Source organism: Brevundimonas sp. (assembly GCF_032017145.1).
Lineage (GTDB): Bacteria > Pseudomonadota > Alphaproteobacteria > Caulobacterales > Caulobacteraceae > Brevundimonas.
In genome coordinates this window covers 1-11,642 of the sequence record NZ_DALZQC010000101.1, presented here as the reverse complement: position 1 = coordinate 11,642, position 11,642 = coordinate 1, and the positions used below count along the sequence as shown (strand labels likewise).

Genomic DNA, 11,642 nt, shown 5'->3' with positions numbered 1-11,642 from the left:
CCCGCCCCGCTCGGCGGCCGAGACGTCCAGCGCCCCGCCCTGGCTGCGTTCGCGCAGGGTGATGGTCCCCGTCAGGGCGCCGGCGCCGTATGGCCCCGAACCCGCGCCGCGCACCACGTCCAGACTGTCCAGCGATTCCGGCGCGACCTGGGACCAGATCACCCAGCCCCCGAACGGATCGTTCACCGGCGCCCCGTCCAGCAGCACCAGCGTCCGCCCGGCCCCTGACGGAGCGATGGCCCGCAGCGACAGTCCTTGCGTCGTCGGATTGGCCGCCAGGCTGGTGGTGCGTCGAAACAGCGACACCGCCGGCACGAACCGCAGCGCCTCGTCGATCCGCGCCGAACGGGACAAGACAGCCTGGTCGATCCGCACCACGGAAAAGGCCGCGTCCGCCGTCGCCGGGGGCAGCCGGGCGGCCGTCACGACGATTTCGGGCAGGGCGGCGGGCGCGACGGCGGGGGGATGAGCGTCTTGCAGCATCTGGCCTCGATACGGGTTGGCGGGCCGGGGTGAAAGCCCAGGAGACAAATTGCCACTGGTTCGGTCGTGGAACCGCGATTGGCAGATGCAGCGCCCGCCGGTAGAAACGTCTTGGGGAAAACGGGGGATGCAATGGGCTTTATCGCGGCCTTCATGGCGCTGGTGCTGGGCGAAGGCGCGGTCCACGCAAGACGATCCGCCAAGGCGATGCGCATCCGCGCCCTGCCCGACCGTCAGGTTATGGCCGACAGCTATGTCCCCGCCCTGGCCGCCGAGGGCGGGCGCATCCTGTGGGTCGGATGCCGCGAATATACGCTGGACGACTACGCGGCGCTGGAGGCGCTGGGCGGCGAGGTCTGGACCACCGACATCGACACGGGCGCTGCGCGCTGGGGCCGGCCCGGCCGCCACCGCACCGGCGACGTCTGCCATGCGGATCGACTGTTCTCGGACCTGACGTTCGACGCCGTCGTCTGCAACGGCGTGCTGGGTTATGGCGTCGACACGCCCGAGCAGCAGGCGCGCGCCCTGGCCGCCCTGGCCTCGGTTCTACGTCCCGGCGGACGCCTGCTGCTGGGCTGGAACACCGACAAGATCGACGATCCCGTCGCGGCCAGCCTGACAGCCGCAGACTTCGTCCCCGCGCCGCTGGGCGACCGGCCGACACGGGTCGGCTTCGACGCCGTGACCCACGTCTATGACAGTCTGATCCGTATCTAGCCGAGCAGGTTGGTCAGCGACCAAACCCCCTGTCCGTGGGCCGCACGGTAGGATTTGCCTCGCCCCTGACCGGCCAGCGAGCGGTCTGCCAGCGCGTGACGCAAGGCGTCCAGCTCGGCCGCACGGGCCGCCGGCGAATGCACCCGCGCCACATATTCCTGACCGGCCTGGGCCAGTTTCAATCTTTCGGCCGGGTTCTGGACCAGCCGCTCGATAGCGGCGGTCAGAGGCGCGGCGTCTTCAACATCCACATACAGGGCGTGTTCGCCGCTGGCCTCGCGCAATCCGCCTCGCCCCGAGGAGATCAGGGCCGCCCCCGCCGCATGGGCCTCCAGCGCCGAAAGGCCCAACGCCTCGCGCACCCGCGACGGGACCACCGCGATGGCGGCCCGGCGCGTAACCGCCTTCACCTCGGCCAAGGACGCCGACTTGTGGATTTCCACCCGGTCGCCGAAGCGGGCCAGGGCGCGGACGTGCGGCTCGGCCCAGTCTTGATGCTTGTCCCAGTCTCCCAGCATCAGTGCGCCGCGCCAGTCGGGATGGCGGTCCAGCGTCTGGACCAGGGCGGTGCAGAACAGATCCAGCCCCTTGTCGTGCATGGCGCGGCCTGAAAACAGGATCAGCTTCTCGCGGTCCTCCGGCGCCCCGCGCCAGTCGTCGATGGCGATGGGATTGCACACCGCAGAGACCCGGCCGGCCAGACGCGGATAGTCGGCCGCGAACTCCTGACCCGCCGCTTGGCTGACGAACACCAGACGGTCGAACCGCGCCAGTCGACGGCCATAGCGCCAGGCCGCGACCGGATTGCGCGCCGGTTTTATGCGGGTGTGGCGATAAAGGACGTTGATCGCCTTCGGAAACTGGCGCGCCAGTTCGGACGCGGACTTCAGCTGCTGGTGATATTCGACGATGTCGGGCGACAGGGTCCGCAGGATGTCCGCAACCGCCGCATTGCGCGCCTTGCGGCCAAGCCCAGCCGGCACGGTCAGAATGCGGACATCGGAAGGCGCGACGGCGCCCGCGTCGGCGATCAGGGTCACGGCGCCCTGCAGACGGCTGTGCGCCGACAGGGTGCGGACCACCGTCTCCATCGAATTGGCCTTGTCGGGGCAGTATGTCGAGCCACGCGGCAGAACGACGGCGATGCGCATGATCTTAGCCTTCCTTGCCCACGGCGGCGTTCGAGAAGAGTTTCGGATAGACCGCCGGTCCCGTCGCACGACGCCCGCGCGGCCCGTTCAGCCCCAGCAGACGCCGCGCCTTGAACCCCGCCTTCAGCCACGGCTCCGCCACCGAGCGGCGGATGCTCTTCACGTCGATGAAGGTCACGTCGCCGTAGCCGGACAGGGTGTGAAACCCATCGCCGAACCCGGCCAGCAGATCGCCCGGCTCGAACCGTTTCACCGTTACTGCCGAAAAGGCGTCCGGCGTCAGCGTCTCGATCCGCAGCAGATTGACCGCCGCCCCATAGGTCGCCGCGCAGTCCTGAACCGGCAGATGAAGCGCGCCGTCGTGAACGAAGGCCGTTCCGCCGGGCCGCGACACCTCGAAGCCTCCCATGACCGGATCGGCGGCATGGGCCGTCCATGGTCCCGTCAGGGTCTCGCTCCAGGCCAGATGCATCTCGCGCATCGCCCGGTCGTCAGGGCCCGCCAGGGCGTGGAACATCCACCACAGGCCGTCGTGGCGCACGACCGTCGCATCGATGGCGGCAAAGTCGCCCAGCCGCGCCGCCGGCTCCCAACGATCCGGGAAACGCACGCAGCGATAAAGGATCAGCCCCCCGCTCTTGTAGCCTTCGGGCAGCATATAAAGCTCGCCGCCGTCCTCGATCAGGGTCGGATAGGACAGGTGCCACGGCTCGGCCAGCGCCACGCCCTGTCCGATCAGCCGGTCGTCGGCGTCGTATTGGCGATAATGAATCTCGCCGCGCCGCACATGATAGTCGAACGCCTCGACGAAGATGGTCAGCACGCCGTCGCGCGTGACGCCGAACGGATCGGCGACATAGGCGTAGGGTCCGCAGTCGGGCAGCCATGTCACCTCGTCGGCGGTCGGCGGCAGGTCGACGACGCTGGGCAGGGGGCGGCGGATGAAGCCGGAACGCCAGATATCGAACATGACGCCGCTCTAGCCGACCGGAAGGACCGGCGCCGTCGCTCTGCCTTGTGCTGGATACGCGCGCATCGAAACCCTGTTCGCCGCCGCACAGCGACGCCTTCGATCTAAAGACGCCGCCGGTGCGCCCTTGCCTCAGGAAAATCGTCGCGGCATGGAGGACCGGCGTTCCATTCCGGGACGCGCCGAAGGATTTCGCCTGTTTGACCGCGCCCGCCGCGCATCCGCTGGTCGCCGCCTATCTGGAGCAGCGACAGGATCTGGCCCGCTTCTGCCGCGCACGGCTGGGCGGGGCCTCGGGCGATGTCGATGATCTGTTGCAGGACCTCTATCTGAAGGTGTCGACCCTGCCGGCGGACACGCCGGTCGACAATCCGCGCGCCTTTCTGTTCCGCCTGATCTCCAACCTGATGCTGGACCGCTGGCGCTCGGGCCAGCGCGCGGCCGCGCGCGACGGCGCCTGGCGTCAGATCAATCACCAGACCGGCGTGATCGAGGACCTGGACGACGCCCCGTCCGCCGAGGCTGCGGTGGCGTCACGGCAGCGACTGGCCCGACTGATCGCTGCGGTGGAAACGCTGCCGCCCAAGACCCGCACCATCTTTCGCCTGCACAAGTTCGACGGCGTCAGCTATGCCGACATCGCCAGCCAACTCGACATTTCGCGCAGCTCGGTCGAGAAACATATGATGGAGGCCCTGCGCGTCCTGGCCCGAAAGGCGCAACCATGATCGCCCTTTCGCCCATCGCCGAACGAAACTGTGGAGGCGGCGCATTCGCCGTGACGTCTGAGTATCAGGGATTGCGTCTTTCGGCGCACATCCAGGCTGGGATGGCATGAAGGCGAAGACCGACATCGACGAAAAGGCGCTGCACTGGTTCGTCGCCCTGCGCGACGAGGCGGCCGGCGACGACGTCTGGCTCGGATTCCAGTCCTGGCTGGAGGCTTCGCCCGCCCACGCCCTGGCCTATGACGCGGTCGAGCGGCTGTGGGTCGATCTGGACGCCGCCGATACGGCCCCGGTCGTCGCGCCCCAGCCCGCCCCGGTGATCGATTTCGCCGCAGCACGCGACCGGCGCGCCCAACGTCGCCCCCGCTGGCTGGGCGCCGGGCTCGGCGTCGCCGCCAGCGTCACCCTGGCGGTCGGCCTGTGGATGTGGATGGCCCTCAACGGCCAGACCTACGCCACCACCGACGCACCGATGACGGTGGCGTTGGAGGACGGCTCGCACGTCTATCTGAACCGCCACTCGCGCCTGGACGTGCGGTTCGACGGCGACCGCCGCGCGGTGTCCCTGGCCCAGGGCGAGGCCGCCTTCGACGTGGTCCATGACCCCGCCCACCCGTTCGTGGTCGCCGCTGGCGCGCATCAGGTCGAGGTTCTAGGCACCGCCTTCAATGTGCTGAACCACGGCGACGACTTCGCCGTGGCCGTGGAACGCGGCGTCGTCGCCGTGACCCCGGAAAGGGCGCCGCGCGTTCGTCTGACCGCCGGACAGGCCCTGACCCAGACCGCCCACCAGACGCCGGCCCTGGCCCACGTCGCGCCCGAACGCGCCTCCGCCTGGCGTCAGGGCGTTCTGGTCTATCGTGATCGCCCGCTGGGTGAAGTCGCCGACGATCTTTCGCGTTATCTCGACAAACCGGTTGTGCTATCGACATCGGCTCGGGCGCTGCGCTTCACGGGCGCCCTGCGTATTGGCGACGAGGCCGTGATGTTGCAGCAACTCCAGGACTTCCTTCCCATTCGGATCGACGCCTCGACGAACGCTGTCCGCGTCGATGCGCGTGAGGCCGGCTGAGGCCAGGCGGCCCCGAACCCTCGGCCTGTCCCGGTCACGCGCCGCCGCACTGAACGCCAGCCTCGCGCTCGTCGCGACCGCCGCCCTCGCCGCCCCGGCCTGGGCTGAACAGCCGCATGTCCTGAACCTCTATGTGCCGCGCCAGCCGGTGGACCGCGCCCTTCTGGACCTGGCGTTGCAGGCGCGGGTGTCGCTGGGCGGCGGCGTCGCGGCCTGCGGGGGAACCAGCCCGGCGCTGCGTGGCCGCATGACCCTGGAAGCGGCGCTGGACCGCATACTGGCCGGATCGGGCTGCCGCTATCTGGTCCGGCCGGACGGGGCGGTGATCATCAGTTCGGCGCCGCGCGTGGCCGCCCCGCCGACTTCGCCCTCTCCTCGACCCGCACCCCGGCCTGCGCCACAGCCCGAGGCGGTTCAGGTCAGCGAAGTGGTCGTGACCGCGCCGCGCCGCCCGGAGCTGATCCAACGGTCCTCCTCGGCCATGACCGCCGTCACCGGCGACCGCATCGGCCGGTCGGGCGTCACGGGGATGCAGGGACTGGACAGTCTGGTCTCGGGCATGACCGTGACGAACCTGGGCCCCGGCCGGAACAAAATCCTGTTGCGCGGCATCTCCGACGGGGTGTTCACCGGACTGACCCAATCGACGGTCGGTCTCTATCTCGATCTGACCCCCATCACCTACAGCGCCCCCGACCCGGACCTGAAGCTGATCGACATCGACCGGGTCGAGGTGCTTCGCGGCCCCCAGGGCACGCTTTACGGCACCGGCCCCATCGGGGGCGTGGTGCGGGTCGTCACCCGCCGTCCCGAGTTCGGCCGCGAGGATCTTTCCGTGGCCCTGACCCGCTCCCACACCCACGGCGGCGGCACGAACACCGACTACAACATTGTCGCCAACCTGCCGCTGGCCGGCGATCAGGCGGCGATCCGCGCGGCGGTCTATGGCGAGACCTTCAGCGGCTATATCAACGACGTCGAACTGAACCTGCGCCGCGTCAACGACGGCACGCGGCGGGGTGGTCGGCTGTCGGGCGCCCTGGCCCTGGCGCCGGGCTGGACCGCCCGAGCGGGCGTGGTCCACCAGTCGATCATGACCGAGGACACCCACTACGTCTATCGTGGATTAGGTCCATTGCGTCGCGCCAATCTGGTGCGCGAACCGCATCAGAACCGCTTCGATCAGGGGTCGCTTTCGCTGGAGGGGCGTGGGACCTGGGGCCGGCTCGACGCCTCCCTCGCCGTGGTGGAACATGGCTTCAAGAGCCGGTACGACGCCTCCAGCGCGCTCCGCCGATTTGGATCTCTGGCTTCGGTCGGCGCGCTTGACGAGAATAAGGACATTCATCTGGTCGTGGGCGAGACGGTGCTGACCTCGCCCGACGTCGGGCGCTGGCGCTGGCTGGTCGGCGCCCTGGCTTCCACCAGCACGACCCGCACCGATCCCGTCCTGTCGATCCTGCGTCCCGAACCCCTGGCGCTCTACGCCGAGAAGCGCCGCGACACCCTGCAGGAGGCCGCCGTCTATGGCGAGGCGGCCTGGGATCTGACGCCCAAATTGACCCTGACCGCCGGCGCCCGCTATTACACGCTGGACTACGACACTACGTCTCAGGTGCGCCATCGGACGCGGATGCGGAACTTCGATGGCGAGGGGTCGTCGTCCGGCCTGACGCCCAAGCTGGCCCTGGCCTGGCAGCCCAACGACCGTGTAAATTTGTCGGCGCAGCTGAGCCACGGCCGGCGCGCAGGCGGTTTCAACACCGCCGGCGTCATCGGTCAGGATTTCAGCGGCCTGGCGGATTCGCCAGCGCGCCAGTATCGGCCGGACTCGCTGTGGAACCTGGAGTTCAACGCCAAGGTCCGATCCGCTGACGGCCGCGCGCGGCTGCGCGCCGCCCTCTACGCCGCCCGCTGGCGCGACGTGCAGAGCGACCAGTTCCTGCCTAGCGGCCTGGCCTATGTGGTCAATGTCGGCGACGGCGCCGACGTCGGTTTCGAGGCCGAGGCCAACTGGCGGCCCACAGACGAACTGGAGGTGTTCGCCAACGGCCTGATCGCCGATCCCCGCATCACCGATCCCGCCAGCCGGTTCGCGACCCAGCGGGGCGTTGGCCTGCCCGGCGTGCCCAAGGCCTCGGCGAACCTGGGCTTTACCTACCGGCGCCCCCTGACGGATCGTCTGCAACTGATCGCGGACGGCGGCCTGTCCTATGTCGGCGCGTCCCGCCTGACCTTCGACGGCCGCCAGCAGCACCGCATGGGCGACTACGCCACCGGCCGGCTGTCGCTGGGCATGGAGGCTGCGCCCTGGGTGGCCACCGTCTTCGTGGACAATCTGTTCGACACCAAGGCCAACACCTTCGCCTACAGCGATCCCTTCCGCCTGCCAGACGCCCAGGCCGTCACGCCGCTGCGCCCTCGCACCATCGGGGTCACGTTGAGGTGGGCGCTGCAATAGCCGCCGCGGCAAGGAAAAAGCCGCCCTGCGAACAGGGCGGCTTCCTTGGACATTCAGCTTGGGTTCGACCTCAGAACCGCTTGGTCAGCTGCACGCCATAGGTGCGCGGTTCGTTGACGAAGGCCGTCAGGTTGTTGAAGTCGATGGCGCCGATCACATTTTCTTCGTCCGTCAGGTTACGGACGTAGGCGGCGGCCTCGATACCGCGCGACAAATCGCGCCAGCCCGCGCGCAGGCCGCCTTCGAAATGCGTGTCCTGCATGAACTCGACCGATTCATAGAGGAACAGGTTGAAATTCTTCTGCATGACCCAATCGGTCGAGGCGAACAGCTCGGTGTCGGCCCCCAGCGGCCGGACGTAGTTCAGCGTCAGATTGGCGGTGTATTCGGGTGCCTGCGGGAAGGGATTGCCGTCGATGGCGGCGCGACGGGTCGTTCCCACCATGACGATGGGATCGGTCACGGTGCAGTTGGAGCCGCAAACGGCGACCAGCAGGTCCTTGTCCTTGATCTCGGTGTGGTTCCAGGCGCCGCCGGCCGCCAGGCTGAAGCCAGCCCCCAGATAGATGTCGCCATCCAGCTCCAGGCCATACCCCTCGCCCTTCTTGGCGTTGATCAGGCGGTTGGAGTTGTCCGCCCCGCCGATGGCGGTGAACTGCATGTCGCTGACTTCATAGACATAGGCGGTGGCGTTGAAGCGCGCGCGTCCGTCCATCATCCGCGCCTTCAGACCGGTTTCGTAGGACATGACCGTCTCGGAGTCCGCCGTCGTCAGGACCGGCAGGTTGCGGCCCTGGATCGACGGGCCGCGATAGCCCTTGGCCACCCGCGCGAACAGGTTCAGGTCGTCGTTCACCTGATAGACCGCGCTGACGTCCCAGCTGACCTGCTGGTCCCCGACCGAAACGGCGCCCTGGCCGCCAACCGGCGTTCCCACAACGATCCGGCCGTTGTAGTGGCGATTGTCGTCCGTGTAGCGCAGACCCGCCGTCACCTTCAGCGCGTCGGTCACCTTGTAGCTGCCCTGGCCGAAGATCGACCAGGAATCGGACTTCTGCACGATGTCGGTGATCTTGGTGGGGATCAGACCGCCCACGCCGTTGAACGTGCCGCTGACCAGGTTGAAACGCTCGTCCCAATAGAAGGCGCCCACCTGCCAGCCGACCCGGCCGTCGCCGTTCGACGCCAGGCGTAGTTCATAGGTGTTCTGCAGCAGGTCGCTGGACAGGGTGCCGGTCTCCGAGTTGAACGGCGTCTTGTAGGAGGCGGTCGCCGGGGCGGTGGCCACGCCGCCGTCGATGTCGCCGTCGCCCTGCGACCAGCCCTGATAGGAACCGACGATGCCCGTCAGCGTCGCGGGGCCGAAATCATAGGCCACCTTCAACGATTCGGACGTCGTCCTCTGCTTCTGGAAGTTGTTGCGGCCGCCGTCGTAATAGACGGTGTCTCGGTCGAAGTTGTCGTTCAGCTTGTTCGACCCCTTGATCAGGGCGTTGGCGCGGTTCATCGTGCCCGTGCCGTCATAGTCGCGCGCCTGCAGCGTCAAGAGGGTCGACAGCCGATCGGTCGGGGTCCAGGCGACATGGACGCGGGCGGCCAGGTCGTCGAACCCGCCCAGGTCATCCTTGTCGGGATTGGCGAACGACGGATCGTAGGCGTTGTTCACCCAGTCGTCGCGGTGGTTCCACAGGATGGCGCCGCGCACCTGAAGCGTGTCCGACGCCGGCAGGGTGACGGCCGCCTCGGCCCGCGTCGAACCCAGATTGCCATAGGTCAGAGAGCCGAAGCCGGTGAATTCGTCCGACGGCTTGACCGTATCGATCTTGACCACGCCCGCCGGGGTGTTGCGGCCGAACAGCGTGCCTTGCGGCCCGCGCAGCACTTCCAGCTGCTGCACGTCGAACAGGGGGAAGCCCTTCAGATAGACGCTTTCCAGAACCACATCGTCCAGCACGACCGAGACCGGCTGCGAGGCGGTGAAGTCGAAGTCCACATTGCCCAGGCCGCGGATGTAGAAGCGTGGGGCGTAACGACCGTTCGAGCTTTCGACCTGCAGGCTGGGCACGCGGCCCGACAGCGACAGGATGTCGGCGCCGCCGGCCGAAACCTCCTGCAGCGTCTGCGGGCTCAGGGCGGTGACGGCGAACGGCACGTCGCGGATGTTTTCGCTGCGGCGCTGAGCCGTGACCACGATGTCGTCGACGCCGGCCGGCTCGGCGGCGGCGGGAACGGCCGGGGTGTTCGGGGCGGTCTGGGCCGAAACGGCGCCGGCGCTCAGCAGGGCGACGCCGCTGACGGTGGCGGCCAAAAGGGCTTGGCGAAGCATGAAGAAGATTCCTTGGCGACAGGGGGAGGACGTGTCGCGCGACGCCCTAAAGCGTCGCCGTCTCCACCGCCAGAGGCGACCATGCCCCGTTTCTTGAACCTTTGACGACGCGGCCACAGCCCTGTGACAATCTGTCTTCAAACCGATGGATCATCACGTGATCGCATTGCGCGCCAGGGCTCTGGATGCGAAACTCGGTCCCTGCGTGAGTTTTGTTCCGCGCCTTCCCGCACATCGCCTGGAGCAAGCATGGCCCTCATCGCGCCTTCCCGTCGTCGATTTCTTCAGTTCGCCGCCGGAGCAGCCTTCGCGCCAGGGTTGGCGGCCCTGAAGACCCAGACGGTCGTCGGCCGGGTTCTGGCCGTATCGGACCTTCATTCCGCCTATGAGCGCACGCCCTGCCTGTTGGCGGCCTTCGAACACGAAATCCGGTCGCATGCCGTCCCCCATGTCATCGCCGTCAACGGCGACATCTTCGAACATGGCAATGTCGTCGCCCAGCGTTCGGACGGCGTAGTGGACTGGGCGCTTCTGGCCGCCCTGCCCGCCCTGGCGCCGACCGTCGTGAACCTGGGCAACCACGACAACGATCTGACGCCCGACCTGGCCGATGTCGTCGCCCGAATGAGGGGCCTGGGCCTCCATATCGTCACCACCATCACCGACACGCGCACCGGCGTCGGCTACGCCTCGCCCACGGCGACGCTGCCGTTCGGCCCTCATCGACTCCGGGTCGTCGGCATGGCGACCAATTCGATGAACACCTATCCCAAGGCGTCGCGGGACCAGCTCTCGATCCCGCCAGCCGCCGACTGCGCGCGGGCGAACCTGGCCGACAGCCTTTCCGGCGCGGACAAGGTGATGGTCATGAGCCATGCGGGCGTGGTCGCGGATCGGGACATTCTGCCGCTGTTGCCCGAGGGCGCCTTGATGGTCGGCGGTCACGACCACCTGCTGTTCCAGCACCGGCAAGGCGCCAGCGCCTATGTGCACACGGGATCGTTCACCAGCGCCTATACGGTCGCGGCGTTCCGAGACGATGGCTCGGTGACCGCAACCTCTCGTCCGGTGTCGACGGACGGCCCCGCCTCCCCCGCCCTCGCGGCTCTGACGACGAGAACACTCGCGGACCAACTGACGCCCGACGAACGCACGGTGCTCTGGACAGGCCACCGCGCGATGTCGCTCGGCGACACGGGGCGCGCGATCGCCGCCGGCATGGCGCACGCGACCGGAGCCCACGCCGGCTTCATCGGCCACACCACCCTGGGCAACGCCGCCCCGGCCGGCCCGGTCAGCCGCTACCTCTTCGATTCCATCGTCCGTTTCGACGGCGCGCTGATGACCGCGGAGGTGACGCCGAGGCAGTTCGAGGCGTTCATGGCGCGCGCCAATCAGGACCGCCCCCTGCCCCTCGACGCCCTGACCGGCGACTTCCTCTACGCCTCCGGTCTTACGCCTCCTTCAGGCCCGGTCCGCATCGTCACGACCGACTGGTGCGCGACCAACCAGCAGAAGTATTTCGGGACGGAGGATCTGGTTTTCGAACAAGCGCCGGGCGTCACGCTGAAGTCGGTCGCGGCTTCGGCGCTGGCGGGCGGGTGATCGCCGGAGATCGCCCCTTGGCGTTGAGTCAAAGAAAAGCCCGCCATCCTGTTGGATTAGCGGGCTTGATCTTGGGTGCGGGAGTAGGATTTGAACCTACGACCTTCAGGTTATGAGCCTGACGAG

General features: G+C 68.1%; 9 protein-coding genes. 5 read left to right on the top strand and 4 right to left on the bottom strand.

Going from position 1 to position 11,642, the window contains the following annotated elements:
• Positions 1-483 (bottom strand): Plug domain-containing protein (locus RTU05_RS14335; RefSeq protein WP_312599033.1); only part of this gene is annotated, 483 nt, incomplete at its 3' end.
• A gap of 132 nt (positions 484-615) precedes the next feature.
• Here RTU05_RS14335 and RTU05_RS14330 point away from each other — a divergent pair.
• Positions 616-1,203, top strand: a complete 588-nt coding sequence (locus RTU05_RS14330; RefSeq protein ID WP_312599032.1) for a class I SAM-dependent methyltransferase — start codon at positions 616-618, stop codon at positions 1,201-1,203.
• On the opposite strand, the gene RTU05_RS14325 is transcribed toward RTU05_RS14330, so the two are convergent.
• Together RTU05_RS14325 and RTU05_RS14320 are read right to left on the bottom strand one after the other, a co-directional pair.
• Entirely contained in the window at positions 1,200-2,354 is a 1,155-nt protein-coding gene (locus RTU05_RS14325; RefSeq protein ID WP_312599031.1) for a glycosyltransferase family 4 protein, read from the bottom strand. The genes RTU05_RS14330 and RTU05_RS14325 overlap by 4 nt on opposite strands.
• A gap of 4 nt (positions 2,355-2,358) precedes the next feature.
• Positions 2,359-3,324 carry a hypothetical protein gene (locus RTU05_RS14320; protein ID WP_312599030.1) on the bottom strand — a complete coding sequence of 322 codons (966 nt, stop codon included), beginning with the start codon at positions 3,322-3,324 and terminating at the stop codon, positions 2,359-2,361.
• A gap of 200 nt (positions 3,325-3,524) precedes the next feature.
• Here RTU05_RS14320 and RTU05_RS14315 point away from each other — a divergent pair, with 200 nt between their 5' ends.
• The 3 genes from RTU05_RS14315 to RTU05_RS14305 all read left to right on the top strand — a co-directional run bounded on the left by RTU05_RS14315 (position 3,525) and on the right by RTU05_RS14305 (position 7,585).
• Positions 3,525-4,052, top strand: coding sequence for an RNA polymerase sigma factor (locus tag RTU05_RS14315; protein WP_312599029.1), 528 nt, complete (start codon positions 3,525-3,527; stop codon positions 4,050-4,052).
• Between the two features lie 106 nt (positions 4,053-4,158).
• The gene (locus RTU05_RS14310; protein ID WP_312599028.1) at positions 4,159-5,124 is read left to right on the top strand and encodes a FecR domain-containing protein; all 966 of its coding nucleotides are present in this window, start codon (positions 4,159-4,161) and stop codon (positions 5,122-5,124) included.
• Positions 5,111-7,585 (top strand): TonB-dependent receptor, encoded by a 2,475-nt coding sequence (locus tag RTU05_RS14305; protein ID WP_312599027.1) that lies wholly within the window; start codon positions 5,111-5,113, stop codon positions 7,583-7,585. The genes RTU05_RS14310 and RTU05_RS14305 overlap by 14 nt, the downstream gene beginning before the upstream one ends.
• A 70-nt stretch (positions 7,586-7,655) precedes the next feature.
• Here RTU05_RS14305 and RTU05_RS14300 read toward each other — a convergent pair whose 3' ends face one another.
• Entirely contained in the window at positions 7,656-9,911 is a 2,256-nt protein-coding gene (locus tag RTU05_RS14300; RefSeq protein ID WP_312599026.1) for a TonB-dependent receptor domain-containing protein, read from the bottom strand.
• A 249-nt stretch (positions 9,912-10,160) separates the two neighbouring features.
• On the opposite strand from RTU05_RS14300, the gene RTU05_RS14295 reads away from it, so the two are divergent.
• The gene (locus RTU05_RS14295; RefSeq protein ID WP_312599025.1) at positions 10,161-11,516 is read left to right on the top strand and encodes a metallophosphoesterase; all 1,356 of its coding nucleotides are present in this window, start codon (positions 10,161-10,163) and stop codon (positions 11,514-11,516) included.
• Positions 11,517-11,642 lie beyond the last annotated feature (126 nt).

Coding starts and splice junctions, on each gene's coding strand:
- RTU05_RS14330 (WP_312599032.1), top strand. CDS start 616: ATGGGCTTTATCGCGGCCTTCATGGCGCTGGTGCTGGGCGAAGGCGCG.
- RTU05_RS14325 (WP_312599031.1), bottom strand. CDS start 2,354: ATGCGCATCGCCGTCGTTCTGCCGCGTGGCTCGACATACTGCCCCGAC.
- RTU05_RS14320 (WP_312599030.1), bottom strand. CDS start 3,324: ATGTTCGATATCTGGCGTTCCGGCTTCATCCGCCGCCCCCTGCCCAGC.
- RTU05_RS14310 (WP_312599028.1), top strand. CDS start 4,159: ATGAAGGCGAAGACCGACATCGACGAAAAGGCGCTGCACTGGTTCGTC.
- RTU05_RS14300 (WP_312599026.1), bottom strand. CDS start 9,911: ATGCTTCGCCAAGCCCTTTTGGCCGCCACCGTCAGCGGCGTCGCCCTG.
- RTU05_RS14295 (WP_312599025.1), top strand. CDS start 10,161: ATGGCCCTCATCGCGCCTTCCCGTCGTCGATTTCTTCAGTTCGCCGCC.